The sequence below is a fragment of the Larkinella harenae genome (assembly GCF_054780515.1).
Genome location: NZ_BAAGWE010000011.1, coordinates 56010 through 76048 on the forward strand (window position 1 = coordinate 56010; position 20039 = coordinate 76048).

Genomic DNA, 20039 nt, shown 5'->3' on the forward strand with positions numbered 1-20039 from the left:
TACTGATTGCCCATATGTGAAAAGAATTGATAAAAGCTATTCGCAACCCTGGGCCGTGACAACCACTACCCTTCCGTGCGTTTCATACCGCGCGTTCACGACCGCGCAGATCATGTCCAGCTTCTCATTGACCGGCTCATCGCCCAGCCAGGCTGTGAGCGTACAATGCGCGATGGCGTCCTGATCGACCCGAACATCAATGCCATACGTTTTTTCCAGGGCGGCAAACACCTCCGCCAGGGGCGTGCGACTGAATTCAAACTGCTGAACTTCGGCCGGAATGTTCAGCAAAGCTGGTCGTTTCACCGTTCTGGTAACCATGCGCCGGCTTTGGCGGTTAAACGTCACTTGCTCGTTCGGTTTCAGGAGGATTTTGCGGGGCGCGGTGGTCAGCACATCCTGATCGGCGTACACTTCGACCAGGCCCGTTTTTACGACAAGCTCCACCTCCTGGTCTCCATCGTTGGCGCGAATGCTGAAACTGGTACCTTTAACCTTCGTCACCATTGCCCCCGAATACACCAGAAACGGTTGTGCCGGATTTTTTACGACCTCAAAAAAGGCCTCACCCCGCAGGCTTACTTCCCGTTGTTCCGGATGAAATTTAGCTGGATAAGTGATGCGGCCTTTCCTTTTAAGGACCACGGAACTGCCGTCAGGCAGCGTAACCAACTGAATGTCCCGCGTTGTATTGACCACCTCGATGATTTCTGGCCGGGGAGAATCCGTGAGGGCAGCGACGAGTGTTTGCATCTTTGTCAGGCTCCGCTCCTGACTCATCATCGTGATTGCCATCCCGAGGATCAACAGCAGCATCGCGGCCAGTTTCAGCCCGTTGCTGCGCCACCACGGCAGCGGACGGATGGCAGGTTCATCGGGAATAGCGTCCAGGATTTCCCCCACCAGCGACCTCACTTCCGTTTGCGATAACCCATCGAGCGATCCGGATACGGTCAGCAGGATTTCGCGAGCCTGGTCCATCTCAGCGAGTTGATCGGGGTGCTGCTGCCGGAATCGGTTCCAGAAGTCATCCTGTTCGCCGTGGTATACCCACCGACGAAACGGACCGTCTTCCAACCAATCCTTCACCTGAAAGTTCACATAACTATTCATGGATTTTCTTTCACTCTTGTCTTTGATACGATGAGTACATTCGCTCGAATTAGTACCCATGCCCTTTCAAAAAAAATGAAACTTTTTCAATGCCAGTGGAGATCTGCGCACAGGATGAGGATGATAGCCGAATGCGACCAGTACTCGCGCAGTTTCTGGATGCCGTATTGCAGATAATTCGCGACTGCCTGGCGCTGCAACCCCATGACGGTTGCTATCTCTTCATACGAAAGATCTTCGTAGTAGCGGAGGTAAAGGGCTTCTCTCTGGCGTTTGGGGAGGGAGTCAATGGCCTGTTTCAGGCGGTCGCTGGTGAGTTGGTCCGTTTCCTGGAGAATCCAGTTTGACTCCGGGGAAATTTCGTCCGGCAAATCATCATCTTGAAGGTCAGAGAAACAGGATTGTTTTCTGACCCGCCGAATGAGGTTGTTGCGCAATGACTGAAACAGGTAAGGCTTAATGGCAATAATGGAGGAGAGCGACTGCCGTTTTTCCCAAATTTCCAGAAAAAGGTCCTGTAGGCAGTCTTTGATTAAATCCCGATCAGGCGTAAAGCGGGTACCGTAATGATGGAGGGCACTGTAATGAAGCTCGGCAATCTCGCTGAACGCGGTTTTGTCGCCTTCGCAAAACTGCTGCCAGCGCAGATTCAGATGGGTGTCTGGAGAACAGATTGTCTTTTTCACACAGTCCAAGAATAGGTGCTACTTACAATTTATTAAAATTGTTCCAAAATAATCTTGGTATAAACATGTAAATTTTTAGCATGACGTTACTGTAACCGTCCTGCTCCATCATGCTTTCTCGAAAATAAAAAGCAGAACCCCTGGCTTTGACGACAAACGGACAGTTCGCCTACACTTAAATTGTGCTGATCCATATATGCTTTAGCATTAATCTGACTTCGGCATGTACTTTTTTCCGCATAAAGTATTCAAATAAGGGTCCCTCCCATCCTTCCACGGGCTTAAATTTTCAGTTCCAGCGCAGCGGGATTACTCTGTACCAGGAGAAAAGTTTGCCATGGCGGACCAAGATTCAATTTAAAAGAGCCTCGATCAAAGGGCTTTCCACTGGTGTTGCCGTTTACTCAAAACTTGGCTAGTGAAATGCTGTAAAGCCCGTGGGCACTTAACTTGCTGAATAAACCTCCTTAACGCCTGAAACGATGCGCTATTCCTTACTGAAGTATAAATTCACCAAGCTGCAACGCGACTTGGTGATTGATAATCTAATAGCCCTTCGGGAGCAACTGGATGCCGATATCCCAGATAAAGATTCAGAACACAATCTTTTATTGGCTACCTGGAATGTGCGGGATTTGGGGAAGGTTGATGGGAAGGAAAGTAATCGACGAGGCTTTGGCAAGCGCATTTTAGAGTCCCACTTCTATATTGCCGAAGTCATATCCCGCTTTGATTTTGTGGCGGTACAGGAGGTTAATGACTTGGCGGAATGGGAAATGGTCATGGATATTTTGGGCGGAAACTGGGATTACATTGCCACGGACGTTACCGATCCCAAATTAGGGGGCAATGGCGAACGGCTTACGTTTGCCTTCGACCGTCGAAAGGTAAAATTCTGCAACATAGCTGGAGAAATTGTGCTGCCCAATGATATGCTAATCACCAACACCGACCCGGATGCCCCAGATGAGCAGGCGCTCTTTCAGGGAAAGCAGTTTCGGCGAACCCCCTTTCTGGCGAGTTTTCAATCGGGTTGGTTTAAATTCGACGTATGCACGGTTCACCTATACTATGGAAGCGCTTCAGGGCCACAATTGAAAGAACGAATTAACGAAATCAATCGGATTGCTAAGTACCTGAGCGCCAGGGCTAACCAGGCTCTTTCGAACGAACGGGCTTTACTGTTGCTGGGTGATTTTAACATTGTCCACCCAGAGCATAAAACCATGAAAGCGCTTATCAATGAAGGATTTACCATTCCCAAAGCGCTTCAAGTGCCTTCCAACCTGGACCGAACAAAATATTACGATCAGATAGCTTTCAAGACCAAACCAGAAGTCCTGGAGTACATTGATCGAGCATCAACCGATCCCAAAAAAAAGAATGCGGGCCTGTTCGAGCTTTACAACAAGGTCTTTACCGAAGAAAAGTTTGAACAGTATAAAGAGGAGCTTAAAAAGACCCCCAACGGAAAAAATAAGGATGGGGAAGCCTTGAAAAAATATTATCTGGAATGGCGGACCTACCAGTTTTCCGATCATAAACCGATGTGGGTACGTCTTTCAACGAACGATAGCAAAGGCTACTTGGAGCGACTTAGATCGAAGGTCGATTAGAAGACGAAATACATCGAATACCAATGCATAACCCGCCAAGACTATTCCATTCTGGCTAGCCTTGGCGGTATGCTACTGATACTAAAGTTCGAAACAAAACTAGTTAACCGCCACCAGTCTGGGAGTTACTTCTACCTGTTTTGTGGCCAGCGTCACTTCTTTGGTGATGATCTCCACACCGTTACTGATCGCAACCTGGTATACGCCATCGGGCAGGTAGCTCACATCGAACCGGTAGCGAACCGCATCCTGGCGTTTACCGATTTTCTGAGAAAATACCGCGTTGCCTTTCTGGTCCAGCAGTTGAATCAGTACCGGACTGGTGGTTTCCTTTTGAACGGCTACCTGTAGCTTACCTTCCGTGGTGGTGTACATCGCACTCTGGAAAGCAGCGGCTTTCTTGGGCTCTTTCGGGGTAGCGCTGGCTGGGTTGAAGGTGGCAGCGGTTAATGTCAAGGCGACGAGCAAGGTGTTGATCAGGGTTTTCATGGCGTCTATTTTTTTAAGGATTGTTGTTCTGTTTGGTTGAATCAAAGGTCGGCAGCTTGGCCGGCAAAGCCTGTCACAAATGAGTCAACTCCTGGTACTTTTGGGAAATGCCACAAATCGCTCTACCATTCACGGTAAAGAACTGGCAGGAAGACAGCTGGTTGGATAAAAGCGACGAGACCAAATCCCTTGATCTTATCAGGCAGGGTAGCGTATGGCTGAACAGCACGAAACTGTTATCGCTTACCGGCAAATGTTGAAGCGGGAAAACGAGCAAAAGCGAATAGAAAAGCGGAATTCAATTTGTTGATTAAATTCCATCCTATCAGTAGTCCTTCCCCATAAACATCTTTTCCCTCTTATTGGCGAGCTATTTCAGGGAGAAGATGGAAAACGACTCGTTCAAGAAAAGAAATAACATCCAGCAATGGAATTAATGATTACATGACGTAATGGCTTATTCGGAAGCGACTGACGATAAAACTTTGTGGAAGGCTTTTAAGCAGGGCGATCAGGCAGCCTTTTCGTTGTTGTATCAGCGCTACGTCCGGGTTTTGTTCAGTTACGGGAAAAAGCTTGGTGCTGATGAGCAAGCCGTTGAAGATGCGATTCAGGATTTGTTTGTTGACCTGTGGCAAAGCCGGAGTCGTTTGAGTGATGTGGAGTCGGCCCGCTTTTATTTATTTCGCTCCCTGCGTCGAAAGATTCACGTTTCTATTCGCCCCGATCAAGCCTCGGCTGAAAGCTGGGAAGCCGTCGACGAGTGGCGGCTCCCGACCAGCCCAGCCTGGGAGTCCGAGGTGATCAACGCCGAAATGGCCCAGCTCCAAACCGCTGATTTACAGTCCCAGTTGAAGAAGCTGCCGCTTCGGCAATACGAAGTACTGGTGCTTTATTACTACCATGATTTCAGCTACGACCAGATTGCGGCCATTTTGTCCATCAACCAGCAGTCGGTTCGCAATCTGCTGCAACGGGCGCTGCACAAACTCCGCCAACTGGCGCTTTTTGCCGGTCTTCTGATTCTTCTTCAATTTTTTTTCTCCTGAAGTGAGTTAAACGGGCTCTTTGCTTTCTCTTACTTTATATAGGGATAATTTTATTTGTTCCTAGAGAACAAAATGAGCTATACCGATTTCAATCTTGAGGATTTTTTGAAAGACGAGCCCTTTAAGCAGTGGGTCTACCGGCCTACGGCTGAAACTAATGCGTTTTGGCAGCGCTTTCAGGAGGAGCATCCCCAAATGCGACAAACCATTGAAGAAGCCCGGGCAATGCTGCGATCCATCGATCAAGACGTTGTTCAGCATTATCCCGATGAGGAACAGGTCCGGCGAATGTTTACGAACGTTCAGGAGCGGATTCAAACAACCCCGGTGTTCCCGCTCCAAGCCGTCCAACGCTGGCTGGTGGCGGCTTCCGTGGTGCTTTGTCTGGGGTTTAGCTTCTGGTTCTATCAGAAAAGGTCCCGTTCCACTCCTTACGAACAACGGGTCGATCAGGCTACCGTGGCGTTGCAGGAGAAAGTCAATGATTCGGACAAACCGATGTCGGTGCAGCTACCCGATCAAAGCATCATTCGGTTGCAACCGCATAGCCGAATTAGTTACGCGACCGATTTCAACGCCCAGCCGACACGCGAGATATATTTATCCGGCAACGCTTTCTTTGAGGTCACTAAAAATCCGAACAAACCTTTTTTGGTTTATGCGGACAAGTTGATTACTAAAGTGTTAGGAACCAGTTTCTGGGTAAAGGACAACGAACCCGGCCAGCAGGTAATCGTGGAAGTGAAAACTGGGAAAGTAGCCGTTTTCGCCCAGAGCGACAATCGGGCTGCTGAAAAACGGGCCAATCGAGAACTGGAAGGCGTTGTCCTCACGCCAAACCAGCAAGTGATGTTCTCCAGCAATGACGCCCGCATGAAGAAGTCGTTGGTGGAAGAACCGCTACCGCTTCAGCCCAAAACCTTTGTTTTCAAAGACCAGCCCGTGGCTACTATTTTTTCCGCCCTGGAAGAAGCGTACGGAGTCGATATTGTTTATGATGAGGATCTGCTAGCAACGTGTTTATTAACCGCTTCTTTGTCGGACGAACCCCTTTTTGAGAAGCTCCGGTTGCTGTGCAAGGGCATTGAAGGCCAGTATGAAGTAGTCGATGCCCAAATCGTCATCTCGGCTAAAGGCTGTCGATAAAGAAGCTTGTTACCTACCCTGCAATTGCCTATGAAAAAACCGAATTCTTAAAACAAGCGCTCTTTTCCTGATTTACGTATAGCATGCCCGTTTGCGGCATTTCTGGATCTTCTTTGCCTATTTTTCTATAAAATTACCCTTTGACTCGATGAAAAAAATGTTTCCTTACCCCGCCTTTGGGCGAAAAATAACTACCCGATACGGCCTGTTTCTGGTCGTATCGCTGCTGTTCACCAGCATCGCCCTGGCCAACGGCATTCGGGCGCAGGCCGTGCTGGATACCAAGGTCACGATCCAACGCCAGAATCAGGACGTGAAAGCCATTCTGGCGCTCATCGAGGAACAGACCAGCGTTCGATTCATCTACAGCACCAGTCTGATTCAAGCCGAGCGGAAGATTTCGCTAAATGTTCAGAAGAAAAAACTGGGAGCGGTTCTGGAAGAAATGCTAAAACCGCTCAATCTAGGCTACGAAGTATCCGGTAAGCAGATTATTCTCAACCGGTTACCTTCCATTACTCAGCCCGGCGCCAGTTTGCCCCAATCGCCGGAAACTTCGCGTTTGATCCTCCCCGTTGATCTGGATATAACCGGAACCGTGGCCGACGAAAAAGGCGAAAAGTTACCCGGTGTTTCGATTATCATGAAGGGCACGCAACGGGGCACCACCACCGACGGCAACGGCCAGTTTCGGATTAGTGTGCCCGACAAATCGGCCGTTCTGGTGTTTAGTTTCGTTGGTTATCTGTCGCAAGAAGTTTCGCTGGGCGCCAAAACCGACTTGAACGTGATTTTACAAACGGACGAGAAAACCCTGAGCGAGGTGGTGGTAGTCGGCTACGGAACGCAGAAAAAACGCGACCTGACCGGAGCTATTTCGTCGATTTCCAGCAAAGACATTGCCGAAACGCCCGCGGCCAATTTCCTGGCCAATGCGCAGGGAAGGCTGGCCGGTGTGGACATTGTTCGGGCAAACGGAGCACCCGGCTCCAATCCCACCATTCGGATTCGGGGAAACCGGTCGATCAACGCCAGCAATAACCCCCTCTACGTGATTGACGGCATTCCGACTGATGTGAGTATCAACGACTTCAACCCGAACGACATCGAGTCGATGGAAGTGCTGAAAGATGCCAGCTCCGTGGCCATCTACGGCTCGCGGGGAGCGAACGGCGTCATTCTGATCACGACCAAGCGGGGGAAGCAGGGAAAAGCGGTGCTGAGTTACGATGGGTACTACGGGGTTAAAAAAGCGAAAAAAGACCTGGACCTGATGAACGGTGACCAGTTTGCCCGGTACGCCCGCATTTCCCGGGGTTTTTCGCCAACGGATGCCAGCCAGGATGCGGCTTTGCTGAGCAGTGTCGAAATTGATAACCTGAATAAAGGCGTTTCAACGAACTGGCTGGACCTCATCTTGCGCGATGGCGTGCAGCAGAGTCATCAGCTTTCGGCCAGTGGCGGCTCCGAAAATACGACCTACTATCTGTCTGGCTCATTCTTTGACGAAAAAGGCGTTCTGCAAAAAAGTGACTACCGGCGGTATTCGTTCCGGGCCAATATTGATACCAAACTCACCCAGCGGCTGAAAGTGGGTGTGAGCGCCACAGTTTCCAACGACGTCCAGAACGTGATGGCCAATGCGCCCTATAGCAACGCCCTGACGTTTTCACCCCTGGTTATGCCCTATGATGCGGAGGGGGCTTTTGTGGCCTATCCTAATCCCCGCGAAGGCAATCTCACCAGCCCGCTGCTTGAATACCAACCCAATCAGTTTGTGGATGAAACCCGTAAATACCGCGTTTTTGCGACACTTTTCGGCGAATATCAACTAGCCGAAGGACTGACGTACCGATTGAACTACGGACCGGACTTTAGCACCTCACGCCGGGGAACCTACAACGGCACGTTGGCGGGAGGCACCAGCCGGGCTTCCATCGACAACCGGCAGAACTTTGCATATACGCTCGAAAACATACTGACCTACAACCGCAAAGTCGGTTCGCATTCGCTGAATGTCGTTGGGCTGTTCAGTACGCAGAAAAACCGGTTTGAATCTTCAAATGCTGCGGGCCAGAACATCCCGATTGAGAACTCTTCGTTTTATAATTTGGGCAGTTCAGGAACCGTTACCGGCATTGGCAGCTCGCAAAACCAATGGGGTTTGCTTTCTTACATGGGACGGGTCAATTACGGGTTCAAGGATCGGTATTTGATCACGCTGACGGGTCGCGCTGATGGATCGTCCCGTCTTTCGCAGGGCAGCAAATGGGCCTTTTTCCCGTCCGTATCGGCGGGCTGGGTGATTTCGGACGAAGCTTTTCTGACGGGCAACACCAAACTATCCTTTCTCAAGCTGCGCGCCGGTTATGGTGAAGTGGGCAACACCTCCATTGATCCGTATCAGACACTGGGCGGATTGAGCCGTTCGATCTACGCGTACGGCACCGAACCTGCCTTTGGCTACGGATTGAGTGTCATACCAAATCCCGATTTACGCTGGGAAATCTCCCGCACGCTGAACGTGGGCTTTGATTTCGGATTCTTTAGCGACCGAATCACGGGTTCGCTGGAACGCTACGACACCAAAACCAGCGATTTGCTCTTGAGTCGGCTTATTCCGATCACGTCCGGCTACGGTTCGGTGCTGCAAAACATCGGTGCCACCCGCAATCGGGGCTGGGAACTAACGCTGAACGGAACGGTTTTGAACACCCAGTCGGGCTTGCGATGGGACGCCAATCTGAACCTGTTCGCCAATAAGGAAGAAATTGTGGACCTGTTCAACGGCAAGGATGATGTCGGCAATCAATGGTTTATTGGCCATCCTGTTTCCGTATTTTACAACTTCAAACAACTCGGTATCTGGCAAACGAACGAAGCAGATGAGGCCACCCGGATCGCCAAGCAACGACCCGGCGACATTAAAATTGCGGACGTAAACGGACGGGATGCCGCCGGGAATCTAACGAACCAACCCGACGGTGTCATCAATGCCGACGACCGGACGATTTTGGGGTCCACCGTGCCCAAATGGAGTGGCGGTATTACCAACCGCTTCAGTTTCAAAGGCCTTGACTTTTCGTTTCTCGTTTACGCCCGGCAAGGCCAGATGATCCGCAGCGATTTTCATTATCTGGGCGGAAACCAGTGGCAGGGGCGCTACAACAGCCTGAACTTTGATTTCTGGACGCCCGAAAATCCGACCAATAAAATCCCGATGCCTTACGCTGCGTCGGCGCCCTTGTACTCCGATGCGGTGCGGTTTTTCGACGGATCGTTTGTCAAAATTCGCAACATCACGTTGGGATACACGCTGCCCAAAAATTGGGTAACGAAAGCGAAACTTTCGAGCCTGCGCCTGTACGCAACCGCCGACAACGCCTTTATTTTTTCGCCGTATAAACTGGTTGATCCCGAAACGTCGAACGGTATCGTAGGCGGAAGCGTCCCGATGACTTCGGCAACCTACGTTTTCGGTATGAATCTTAAATTCTAAGCCTTGCCCTCGAACAATGAAAAAGATCAATTTTACACTTTCGCTGACGCTTTTGTTCTTCGGCTTTTTTTCCTGCCAGACTATTCTGGAAGAATCCCCCGTTGGACTCGCAACCGCCGACAGTTATTATTCGACGCCAACCGGATTGGAAGACGGTCTCCGGGCGGTCTACACTCCCTTGCGCCGTTTTTACGGTCGGGAAGAAGCCTTTTTCCTGACCGTTCCCGGAACCGATATGTTCACCAACGGTTTTGGTGGCGTTACCAACTCCCCGGATATCAACAATTACTCCGCCAACTTCCTTGGTTCCAACGCCTTCGTGACGGCGGTCTGGGATAATTTTTACGTGGGCATCAACCAGGCCAATGCCGTGATCAATCGGGCGCCGACGGTAGCGGGGCTATCGGAAGCGACGAAAAACCGAATTATGGGTGAGGCTCGTTTTTTGCGGGCGTTGTATTACTTTCATTTGGTTCAGCAGTTTGGGGATGTTCATTTTTCGCTGCAAGAAACCATCGGCGTTCAGACGACCGCGAAAAGAACGCCCGTGGCTACCATCTACCAGGAGGGAATCATTCCGGATTTGCAGTTTGCCATTCAAAACTTACCGGCTAAGGCGGCCCAATACGGACGGATTACCAAACCGGCTTCCGAAGCAATGCTGGCGAAAGTTCACCTGACGCTGGGCAACTGGGCGGAGGCCGAGCGGCTGGCCAGTCAGGTAACGAAAGGCTATGATTTTCAGTTGGTAAAACCGTATGGCAACCTGTGGGATATTAACAACGATGTTAATTCGGAGGTGATTTGGTCGGTGCAATACACGGGCGATCCGCTGACGAACGGCGAAGGCAACCAGAGTCACCTGTTTTTTATTTTTGACTACACCCAAAACCCGACCATTATTCGCGATCTGCCCAATGGTCGGGCGTATCAGCGGTTCATGCCGACCAATTACCTGATCAAGCTCTTTGATCCAACAAAAGATAGCCGGTGGGAAGGATCGTTCAAAACCGTTTGGCTGGCCAATAGCCGGGGCACCATCAACGGAAAAACGGTTGCGCCGGGCGATACCGCCATCAAAATCGTGCCTTATCCGGTAGCGGATGCGGTTCAAAGTCAGACGCCTTACTGGTACATCGATTTCAACGACAAATGGGTCGGTGCTGCGAACATTACCAACAACGAGATTGGCGGGGGCCAGCGTCGGCGTTTTCCGGTGCTCAAAAAATACATTGATCCGCTGCGGGTGAGCGTGAATGCGACGGATGGCCGCCGGGATTTTACGGTGATTCGCTTAGCCGAATTATACCTGATTGCCGGGGAAGCAGCCTGGCGGCAGAACAAGCCAACTGAAGCGGCGGCTTACATTAACGTGGTTCGGACACGGGCAGCCATGGCCGGGAAAGAAAAGGACATGCAGATTACGGCGGCAAACGTCAATCTGGATTTTATTCTGGACGAACGGGCGCGGGAACTGGCGGGAGAAATGCACCGCTGGTATGACCTGAAACGCACGGGACAACTGCTGGAGCGGGTCAAAAAATACAACCTCGACGCAGCCCCCAACATCAAGGAAATGCACCTGGTTCGCCCTATTCCGCAGACCCAGATCGACCGGGTGACAAATCCGGGTGAGTTTATGCAGAATCCGGGGTATTGATTTCGATTCATCAGCAGGCGTTGCTGGTTTGTTGATGTGTCGCATTATCTTTCGCGTTATGTAGCTTTCTAACCCAATTGACTATGATTGCTAAACTTTTCTTTTTCTTTCTAGCCTTAGCGTTGGTTTATTCGCCTGCGTTAAAGCCACCGACGCAGAAACCAAACATCATCCTGATTCTGGCCGATGACATGGGCTATTCCGATATTGGCTGTTTTGGCTCCGAAATAAAAACGCCGAATCTGGATAACATGGCCAAAAACGGCCTCCGAATGACGCAGTTTTACAACGCGTCCCGCTGCTGCCCAACCCGGGCGTCGCTGCTAACGGGTCTATTTCAGCATCAGGCGGGTGTCGGCGACATGGTGAATACCCGCAAAGAACCCGCCTACCAGGGCTACCTCAACCAGCAATGCGTGACCGTTGCGGAAGCCTTGAAACCGAGCGGCTACCAAACCTACATGGCGGGGAAATGGCACGTGGGCACCAAGCCCGAACACTGGCCCCGCAAGCGCGGCTTCGACCGGTATTTTGGTCTGATCGACGGTGCGGGCAGTTATTTCAGCGACGCACCTTACCGCCCAAACCAACAGCTGACCATTGCGCTGGATGATCAGCGGTATACGCCCCTAAAGGACTATTACGCAACCGATGCTTTCACCGATCACGCCGTCGAGTTTATCGAGCAAAACGCCAAGTCCAGCGCGAAGGAGCCTTTCTTTCTTTACCTGGCTTTTACGGCCCCGCACTGGCCCCTGCACGCGCTGCCGGAGGATATTGCCAAATACAAGAACGCCTACCAGAAAGGTTGGGACAAACTTCGGCAGGAGCGTTTTGAGCGCATGAAAAAGATGGGTATTCTAGCCCCCGGCACCAAGCTTTCGCCCCGCGACGAGAAAATACCGGCCTGGGATTCGCTGAGTGACGATGAGAAAAAAAGCTGGGAAGATAAAATGGCCGTTTATGCCGCGATGATCGACCGGATGGATCAGAATATTGGCCGGGTTCAGCAGAAACTGAAAGAATTAGGCCAGGATAAAAATACGGTTATTTTGTTTCTTTCGGATAACGGAGCCAGTCACGAAGACATCAACGCAAACGGTTTTTTACCCCACATCGTTGAAAGCAGCAAGAAACCCGCCAGCGACCCGACCTCGTTTACGGCCTACGGATTTCGCGGGGCCAACCTGAGCAATACGCCTTTTCGCTTTTACAAACACTGGGAATTTGAAGGCGGAACGGCCACACCGTTTGTTGCCTACGGCCCTTCTATCGTAAAACCGGGTAAGATCGATTCGCGCCCCGGCCACATCATCGACATCATGGCGACTTGTTTGGATCTGGCAGGCGGCACCTATCCGAAAAGCTACCAAGGCAACACGATCAAGCCCACGGAAGGCGTAAGTCTGGCCCCCTTGTTCCGGGGTCAATCGTGGAAAGGCCACGACGCGCTGTTTTTCGAGCATGAAGGCAACCGGGCCGTCCGACAGGGCGACTGGAAAATCGTTTCGAATTATCCCGAAAACCGCTGGGCGCTTTACAACCTGAAAACCGATCGCACCGAATTGCAGGATTTAAGCCAGAAAGAACCCCAGCGCGTCCAGCAGATGGCGGCCCTCTACGATGCCTGGGCCAAACGGGCCGATGTGATTCCGTTTGCCGAGTTGAGCAAAAAATAGCTGGCCCACTCCGCGAAAGGACACTCAAAACATACCCACATTTCACGCCTGATGACTTGTGGCACCCGTTACAGCATCGGATGCTTTTCGTTGAAACATTTTTTTGTTTACTAACTTAAACTAGACCTACCAAAAAGGGAATTGTCTTCCCAACTCCCATGTAGGATATGTTACGCCATCCAGCGATTTTAATTCGTTTGGCTTACGGTTAGTTGGGAAGGGACACGTCCATTTTAGACGTGTCCCTACTTACTTTAGTGCCTTGGTTTTATAGGAAAAATTGGGCAAGAGCGTCAGGCTTGTACCATTATGGATTGACCAGGTGCTCGGTCTTTTCCCACCCAGCAAACTTTAGCCCGGTTACCTCAACTCGTCATGTCTATTTTAGGAGGAAGCCTTCACCCGTTTCGGGCACGGGACTTAGTAACTCCCACCCCAACAAGCGAAAGGTACAGACCGTTGCTGAGGCCGACGGAATGAGCGGCTTCGACGCTACTTGCTTTTATACTCAGTCTACAGCCCGAACCATCTCAGAACACGTTCCGAACCGGAATTGCCTGGTTGCCCCAAGTCTGGAGAAATAAGCCTGGGATTGGTTGCTATTTACCGGCACAGCTTTGTCATTCGACCAAAACGGGCGGCCCCGCTCCCACCAGCTGGCTAGTCTGACGGGAAGCAGGTCTTTCTGAACGATGAATAATCGGATTGGGTGCATTTGGTGGCTTGAAGCTCATCCTGCTGGGCGAATGGCTGACATTTGGACCATCTCTTATCGTATTCGGACCATTTCTTATCGTTTCCAATCATCAAAATTAAATACCTTTGGCCGGGCAACAATCCCCCATTAACTAGCTGATAAACAAACACATAAATGGACATACCATTTAAAAAGTGAGACAACACGCAAAGTGGTAATTCTTTACGCATGTCGCTTTGTGGAAGCTAGATTCATAGCCATTTTACGCTGGTGAGTTGGGGTCGTGTGGACTCTTCACGTATATCCTGACGGTAAGGGGGTTGAACCGTGAGCCGATTCAGAACGCTATCGATGTGCTGTTGGCAGGTGTTGAGAAGTTGGTCGGACGCCGTTAGGGCAACTTAGGTTACCCAACTCATCTGCCAGGTGAACAATGGAGTAATAAGGGTTCGCAGCCCAGAGCGGGTCACCTGGATTGCAGCACGTTCGTTGGGATCAATTTTTCAGTTGCATCGTCTTATTTACCCAGTAACCTTTAAAAGTATTAACCATGTTTAAGTTCCATTACTCAAAAATAGTTGTACACCTGGCGGTGGTTTCACTGAGTTGTATCATGGCGATGAGCTGTTCTTCCCTGCTCAATGACCATGTCATTGTGCAACCCGATGGCCAAAACCGGGTACAAAAAGCGGTTGACAGCGTTCGCGTCGGCTTGGAAAAAGAGCTGGGTCATTCGGTACCATCCCTGAATGTGTATATTCAAACGCCCAATCAATCCATCTTTGCCTCCTCAGTACCAACCGGCTCCACACCCTTCACTGAGAATACCAACTTTCGCTTTGCCAGTAACACCAAAACGTTTACCTCTACGGCCCTCCTGAAGATGCATCAGGACGGTTGGCTAAACTTTAAAGCGAAAATCACGGACAACATTCCGGGTACCAATATCTCTTATGTTCCCACTACGTTGGAGTGGGATTTCCCCCATAAAAATGAGATTACAATTGAGCAACTGATGCAGCATAGCGCAGGAGTTTATGATGTTGATAATGACCCAGTTCCTGGTTTTAATGGATTATCCTACACGGCATATGTTCAAAATGCTGAACCGGATCATCAGTTTACCACCGAAGAGATGGTTCTTCAACTCGCCATCCATAAGTTATCCTATTTTGCCCCGACCACTGATTATCATTACAGCAATACGGGCTATTCCATTCTTGGTTACATCATTGCCCGTGTCTATTCGCTGAAAAGTGGCAGCCCGAAAACCTACCAGGATTATCTGCAAGATCATATCGTCGGGCCGGGCACGAAAGTACCGCTGGCCCTTCGGTTTCCGGTTTTGTCCAGCGATAAGCAAATGCCTAGCCCCTACGCGCCAGGTATTGAGCGGCTTCCCGGAAGAACAATTCTATTCACCGACTATAATATGAGTGCTCAGGTAGCGGAGGGCAATGGCTACGGCACACCAGCTGCGCTCAATACATTCATCCGGAAGCTCATGAGCGGTGAACACGTGCTGACCCCCGAAACCGTGAAGCTTATGCAAACCGATATTAACCCCAAAAGCGGGAACCAGTACGCCCTGGGATGTTTCTACACGCCAAATCTGGGGTACGGTCATAATGGGGAACGCTGTGGGACGCTGTCGCTTGCCATGTATGATCCCACAACTGGCGTGTCGGTCGTGGCCTTTATAAATCTGGTCGATAATAGCCAGGTTACAACGGATGAGCATAGCACATTTTACAAGTCTTTCAATGCGATATATGGCGCGGCTTACGGAAGCCGCGCGGCCTTAGGCTATCCCGGTAGACCCTAGAATTCGCCGAGTGCTTGTGCTCATACGGCCTGCCTTGGAGCCGACTATCAACTCAAAGGCGCGCTTAAACCGTTTCGTCCCGTTCAGAAGCGCATCTTAAACCCCTTTTCAGCTTCTCTAATGCCTTTACTATGAAACTTACGACCCTTATTTCCTTTGTCACACTATTCATTCTGGGCAGTTCAACACTGCAGTCCTGTTTGCAGGATCATGTACCACCCCCTAATATCCATGCTCAACTCCAGTCGCTAACCGATAGTCTTTATCAGCACTTTGATCAGAAATGGGGAATTGAGAAAAACAAAGGTGGTTTTTTTCTGCAAGTGACTAGTCCGTCCGGTTCAAATCTGGTATCCAGTAACATCGAACCGGGTGTTCAGGGAAATTTCCATTTCCGAATCGCCAGCCTATCCAAACTATTCACGGCCTCAGCCATTATGCTCCTTCAGCAGGAAGGTAAATTAACCATTACCGATTATATCCCGGCTTACCTGCCTACTTCTCCAGACTACGATATTCCCTACAAGAACCAGATCACCATCAAACAATTGCTCCAACACCGGGCGGGGGTGTTTGATATTACCAATCAGGACATTCCCCAAAGCGTCAATCAGCCCTACGCAGGTAAACGTTACATTGATTACATTCGGGACGACCTCAACCAGGAAGCCCATACCTTCACCTTCGACGAACTGGTCGGTATTGTCGCTCACAACAAGTTATCCAACTTCGCTCCGGGTACTACCTTTCACTATTCAAATACTGGCTATAATCTGCTGGGCAAAATTATTGAAAAAGCCTCGGGTATGTCCTACCCTGATTTTATCCGGACCCGGTTTCTGGAGCCCTTACAGCTAACCAATACCTACAATGTATGGCAGGGGACCGATCAACGAATGAGGGATTCGTTTGTTAACTCCTATCTCCACGTTCCCAATCAGAGTCCAATCGATACGCCGGAAGATAACATGTCGATGAATGTAACAGAGGGCGATATGGTTTCAACGCCTGCGGATATCACCCGGTGGATCGAATTATTGCTAACGGGCAAAGCCGGTTTAACGCCCCAAAGTGTGGCTCTGATGGAAGAAATGGAAACGGCCGATGCCTCCCACGGTGTTTACGGCCTGGGACTTACCTTCAACGAAGGGCTGGGCTTTGGTCATGATGGTGCTCACTTAAGTTACATATCGACACTGCGTTACAACCCGGCTACAAAAACGACAGTGCTGATGGTTGCTAATTTTATCAAAACCAATACCACACCGGAAAAAAGCTCGATTGACTTTCTGGAGCTGGCATTGGGGGTACGCTATACGGCCTTACGAGCAGCGCAGGTCGCGATAAAATAATGCTGATGGAAAGAAACCATTTCTTTCCATCAACTCCTATCCAACCATTTTCATTACACTGAAATAAGCCAGGATGAATTCTATTACACATCTAAAGAGACTGTTCAAGGGCCCTCTCAAGCTGAACCGCACAACGTTTGTTCGCGGTTTACTGTTGAGTGGATTGGCGGGGTCGCTGTTGGGTTGTAGCTTTATCAACGTGGCTGATCACGCTATCACGCCAAGCGATAAACTACAAGAGGCCGTCGATAACGTACGGATTGACCTGGAAAAAAGCCTGGGTTACCCGGTCCCCTCACTCAATGTGTATCTTCAGACACCTACCCAAACGTACTTCACTTCTTCTGTCACTGCAGGGCAACAACCCCTCACGTCTACTACCCTTTTCCGATTTGCCAGCGTCACCAAAAACTTTACCGCCACGGCCATTTTGAAGATGTACCAGGACGGCTGGCTTGATTACAAAGCCCACATCACCGATCTGATTCCCGGTACCGATCAGCCCTACGTACCGACCACGCCCGACTGGAACATTCCCAACAAGAATCAGATTACCATACGGCAACTGCTTCAGCACAGTGCTGGGGTCTACGATGTGGACAATAGCCCGGTACCGGGTCTGAATGGGGAGAGTTACGTTAATTACGTTTTAACCCGCGATTCGACTCACTCATTCACTGCCGAGGAAATGCTCAAACCGATCATCGATAACCAGCTTCAGTATTTCGAGCCCACCAAAGGCTACCACTACAGCAATACGGGCTATGTCATCCTGAGCCGGATTATCGAACGGGTATACTCAGCCAGAAGCGGCCAGGCAAAAACCTACGCGGATTACCTCTATGACCACATTACCGGGCCAGCTAGCCAGGTACCTTTGCCGATTTGGTTTCCCTACCAGGCTAACGATATTCACTTGCCTCAGCCAAACGTAGCCAGCCTGATTCGGCGTGTATCGGGCCGAATGGATCGCTTTGGTCCGGTTAACATGAGTGGTCACGTCGGTGAAGGCAATGGCTACAGCACCATGGCGACATTGAACACCTATGTGCGTTCGCTGATGCAGGGTCAGCATGTCTTGCAGTCCCAAACCGTCAAGTTGATGCAATCCGATGTATCGGATGCCAATCCCTTTTATGGGCTGGGCACCTCCTTTCGTCAGAACCTGGGTTACGGCCACAATGGAGCCATTGCGGGCTATTTGACGACGATGACATACGACCCGGCTACGGATATTTCGGTAGTGGCGATGCTGCCATTGTGGGACCTTACTCAGGGGCCAAATGGGGACACGTCATTTGAGAAGTGCTTCAACTCGATGTATGACGCGGCCTACGCAGCCCGAGCCGCTTTGGGTTACCCGGGTAAACCTTAAAAGAAGGCCTGATTTAGTTTGGGCAATCAGTTGGGAAACGATGACACAAAACGAATCACTGGTAGGCACATGAAAGCCGTGCTTTTGGCAGACGCTGAATTGTGGGATAGTCGGGGGAAAAACCGCAAAAAAAAGCGTCAACCTACTGTTTTTTTGCCCTTACGTTTGACGCTCTGGACCCCTTCTTTTAAAGAAGAGCAGGAAATATTCCATGACGTATACCTTTAAACAGGACTTAAAGCGGTCACCAAAAAAGCTACCAGCGCGTCCAGTTAGCGACCCATTTTCCAACGGAATCCTTCATTTTTCGATACATCCTAAGTCGAGTAGGCAGCTATGCCCTTTTATGGGGGCAGTTACCGAAAGAAAAACTCCTTTTAGTCATATAGCTGATTTTCCGCAAGATGGTCTATACCCTGGCCCCCTGCAACGGTGTTGGTAGTAAACCACTTTACGGGTGGCGACCGAAACGCTCCTGTCACCGACGCACCAATGTGCCCTGGCCCCGCTAGGAATGGCAGTAACCCCATTGCAATCAGCCACTTGCTACGGGGAATCACTCTGTAAAATATCGCTCGTTAAAGTGGCTTTATGCCTCGATAAAATCGCTAGTAGGGGACTCATTTGTCCTCTTATTTTGTTGTAATAAAGGGATCTTATACCGCGTCGTTTTCTTTTCACAACCCGGTTGACTGGAAGTATTTCGAGGAGGGGATGTCGGGTGGTTTACCGTCCAAAAACATTGACAACAGATACAATGAAAAAGCAAATTGCCCTTGAACTGACCGAGAATGAAGCCCAAATGCTGGCGTTCTTATTGCATACAGCAACAGACCAATTTTACGCCAGTAAGGTTCTTCGGGATCGGGCCAAAATCAGTTTAAAAGATTTACGAACCGCCGAAACCATTCGTCGTAAATTATCGCATTACAGCAGGCAGACTTCTGTATAACTTGCTTCATCAACGGGGGCTTAGATCGACCTGAGCGGTATTGAGTAGAAGACTAAAACGCTCAATGTCGATCTTTTCAAGGCAAGGTCGCTCAAAAGCGATACCAAAGCAGGCTTACCCCAATCACGAAGACCAAGCCGATCTGCAGCGCTGTCAACGCATAGATGTAGTTGGCTTGGCCCCGCGACTCGTTGATTAATTCCTCACCAACGGCAAGTTGCAGGGCGGCCAGCTCATCCAGCGTTTGCGCCACATCGCTAAATGCCAGGCGACCACGCCCGGTAAATAAGGTTTGCTGTTCCGTAGGTTGATCGACCAAATTTGTGGTGATTTCGGTTTCCAGCTGGCTATAGCTGGCTAGCCGCTGTTTCAGCAATTGGAGTCGACCGGCTTCTTTTTCCGTCAGGTTCGTCGTTTCATACTTCGTGAGTAGCGAGTCTGCTCGCCGGTTAAGCCGGTCAAGCATCGAAGAAACCTGGCTCACCGTTGTCTTCTGGGTGGCCAGTACGTAAGTTTCAAGCAGCAGGCGTTTTCGATAGACCGTTGCTGTCAGGTTAAGCAGGATACCAGAAGGTACCAGTCGATCCTCATAAATGGAGGCTGCGGTGGTTTGAACGGCGTGCAAGCTCCGGCGACTCAGAAAAATACTGGTCAGGACTAGACCCAACAAACCAATAACCAACAGCGTGGATCCTAGGCGAGATTGTTTTTTAACAGGTGTTATCATAATTAGAAGATGGCTTACGAATGATTGTAAAGAGCGTGAGATTGCCGGCCACTGTAGGCTTATTTAAAATACGATCGAGGCAAACCGATCCCTATTGCGCTATCCCTGGTGGGGTCTTCTCCCAATCGTCTTTCCGTATACTGGCAACTGAAACCACTCCTTCTACTGCCCTAA

At 50.1% G+C, this 20039-nt stretch carries 14 protein-coding genes; 10 read left to right on the forward strand and 4 right to left on the reverse strand.

Annotated features, from left to right (window positions below):
• Positions 1 to 36 precede the first annotated feature (36 nt).
• Together ACYVH9_RS28240 and ACYVH9_RS28245 are read right to left on the reverse strand one after the other, a co-directional pair.
• Positions 37 to 1113: a FecR family protein gene (locus tag ACYVH9_RS28240; RefSeq protein WP_460639795.1), complete on the reverse strand. Its 1077-nt coding sequence runs from the start codon at positions 1111 to 1113 to the stop codon at positions 37 to 39.
• An 86-nt stretch (positions 1114 to 1199) separates the two neighbouring features.
• The gene (locus ACYVH9_RS28245; RefSeq protein ID WP_460639796.1) at positions 1200 to 1799 is read right to left on the reverse strand and encodes an RNA polymerase sigma factor; all 600 of its coding nucleotides are present in this window, start codon (positions 1797 to 1799) and stop codon (positions 1200 to 1202) included.
• A 482-nt stretch (positions 1800 to 2281) separates the two neighbouring features.
• Here ACYVH9_RS28245 and ACYVH9_RS28250 point away from each other — a divergent pair, with 482 nt between their 5' ends.
• A complete protein-coding gene (locus ACYVH9_RS28250; protein ID WP_460639797.1) occupies positions 2282 to 3415 on the forward strand; it encodes an endonuclease/exonuclease/phosphatase family protein in 1134 nt (377 codons plus the stop codon).
• Between the two features lie 99 nt (positions 3416 to 3514).
• On the opposite strand, the gene ACYVH9_RS28255 is transcribed toward ACYVH9_RS28250, so the two are convergent.
• Positions 3515 to 3904, reverse strand: a complete 390-nt coding sequence (locus ACYVH9_RS28255; RefSeq protein WP_460639798.1) for a hypothetical protein — start codon at positions 3902 to 3904, stop codon at positions 3515 to 3517.
• Between the two features lie 452 nt (positions 3905 to 4356).
• On the opposite strand from ACYVH9_RS28255, the gene ACYVH9_RS28260 reads away from it, so the two are divergent.
• From ACYVH9_RS28260 to ACYVH9_RS28300, 9 genes are all read left to right on the forward strand, one after another.
• Positions 4357 to 4953: an RNA polymerase sigma factor gene (locus ACYVH9_RS28260; RefSeq protein ID WP_460639799.1), complete on the forward strand. Its 597-nt coding sequence runs from the start codon at positions 4357 to 4359 to the stop codon at positions 4951 to 4953.
• 72 nt (positions 4954 to 5025) lie between these two features.
• A complete protein-coding gene (locus ACYVH9_RS28265; RefSeq protein WP_460639800.1) occupies positions 5026 to 6099 on the forward strand; it encodes a FecR family protein in 1074 nt (357 codons plus the stop codon).
• Between the two features lie 148 nt (positions 6100 to 6247).
• Positions 6248 to 9598 (forward strand): TonB-dependent receptor, encoded by a 3351-nt coding sequence (locus ACYVH9_RS28270; RefSeq protein ID WP_460639801.1) that lies wholly within the window; start codon positions 6248 to 6250, stop codon positions 9596 to 9598.
• A gap of 16 nt (positions 9599 to 9614) precedes the next feature.
• Positions 9615 to 11258 carry a RagB/SusD family nutrient uptake outer membrane protein gene (locus ACYVH9_RS28275; protein WP_460639802.1) on the forward strand — a complete coding sequence of 548 codons (1644 nt, stop codon included), beginning with the start codon at positions 9615 to 9617 and terminating at the stop codon, positions 11256 to 11258.
• 83 nt (positions 11259 to 11341) lie between these two features.
• Positions 11342 to 12937, forward strand: coding sequence for an arylsulfatase (locus ACYVH9_RS28280; protein ID WP_460639803.1), 1596 nt, complete (start codon positions 11342 to 11344; stop codon positions 12935 to 12937).
• 1247 nt (positions 12938 to 14184) lie between these two features.
• Positions 14185 to 15459 carry a serine hydrolase domain-containing protein gene (locus ACYVH9_RS28285; protein WP_460639804.1) on the forward strand — a complete coding sequence of 425 codons (1275 nt, stop codon included), beginning with the start codon at positions 14185 to 14187 and terminating at the stop codon, positions 15457 to 15459.
• A gap of 131 nt (positions 15460 to 15590) precedes the next feature.
• A complete protein-coding gene (locus ACYVH9_RS28290; protein ID WP_460639805.1) occupies positions 15591 to 16811 on the forward strand; it encodes a serine hydrolase domain-containing protein in 1221 nt (406 codons plus the stop codon).
• A gap of 73 nt (positions 16812 to 16884) precedes the next feature.
• A complete protein-coding gene (locus tag ACYVH9_RS28295; RefSeq protein ID WP_460639806.1) occupies positions 16885 to 18186 on the forward strand; it encodes a serine hydrolase domain-containing protein in 1302 nt (433 codons plus the stop codon).
• 757 nt (positions 18187 to 18943) lie between these two features.
• A complete protein-coding gene (locus ACYVH9_RS28300; RefSeq protein ID WP_460639807.1) occupies positions 18944 to 19138 on the forward strand; it encodes a hypothetical protein in 195 nt (64 codons plus the stop codon).
• 91 nt (positions 19139 to 19229) lie between these two features.
• Here ACYVH9_RS28300 and ACYVH9_RS28305 read toward each other — a convergent pair whose 3' ends face one another.
• Positions 19230 to 19865, reverse strand: a complete 636-nt coding sequence (locus ACYVH9_RS28305) for an MCP four helix bundle domain-containing protein (protein ID WP_460639808.1) — start codon at positions 19863 to 19865, stop codon at positions 19230 to 19232.
• Between the last annotated feature and the right edge of the window lie 174 nt (positions 19866 to 20039).

Coding starts and splice junctions, on each gene's coding strand:
- ACYVH9_RS28250 (WP_460639797.1), top strand. CDS start 2,282: ATGCGCTATTCCTTACTGAAGTATAAATTCACCAAGCTGCAACGCGAC.
- ACYVH9_RS28305 (WP_460639808.1), bottom strand. CDS start 19,865: ATGATAACACCTGTTAAAAAACAATCTCGCCTAGGATCCACGCTGTTG.
- ACYVH9_RS28265 (WP_460639800.1), top strand. CDS start 5,026: ATGAGCTATACCGATTTCAATCTTGAGGATTTTTTGAAAGACGAGCCC.
- ACYVH9_RS28300 (WP_460639807.1), top strand. CDS start 18,944: ATGAAAAAGCAAATTGCCCTTGAACTGACCGAGAATGAAGCCCAAATG.
- ACYVH9_RS28290 (WP_460639805.1), top strand. CDS start 15,591: ATGAAACTTACGACCCTTATTTCCTTTGTCACACTATTCATTCTGGGC.
- ACYVH9_RS28240 (WP_460639795.1), bottom strand. CDS start 1,113: ATGAATAGTTATGTGAACTTTCAGGTGAAGGATTGGTTGGAAGACGGT.
- ACYVH9_RS28295 (WP_460639806.1), top strand. CDS start 16,885: ATGAATTCTATTACACATCTAAAGAGACTGTTCAAGGGCCCTCTCAAG.
- ACYVH9_RS28275 (WP_460639802.1), top strand. CDS start 9,615: ATGAAAAAGATCAATTTTACACTTTCGCTGACGCTTTTGTTCTTCGGC.
- ACYVH9_RS28280 (WP_460639803.1), top strand. CDS start 11,342: ATGATTGCTAAACTTTTCTTTTTCTTTCTAGCCTTAGCGTTGGTTTAT.
- ACYVH9_RS28255 (WP_460639798.1), bottom strand. CDS start 3,904: ATGAAAACCCTGATCAACACCTTGCTCGTCGCCTTGACATTAACCGCT.
- ACYVH9_RS28285 (WP_460639804.1), top strand. CDS start 14,185: ATGTTTAAGTTCCATTACTCAAAAATAGTTGTACACCTGGCGGTGGTT.
- ACYVH9_RS28270 (WP_460639801.1), top strand. CDS start 6,248: ATGAAAAAAATGTTTCCTTACCCCGCCTTTGGGCGAAAAATAACTACC.
- ACYVH9_RS28260 (WP_460639799.1), top strand. CDS start 4,357: ATGGCTTATTCGGAAGCGACTGACGATAAAACTTTGTGGAAGGCTTTT.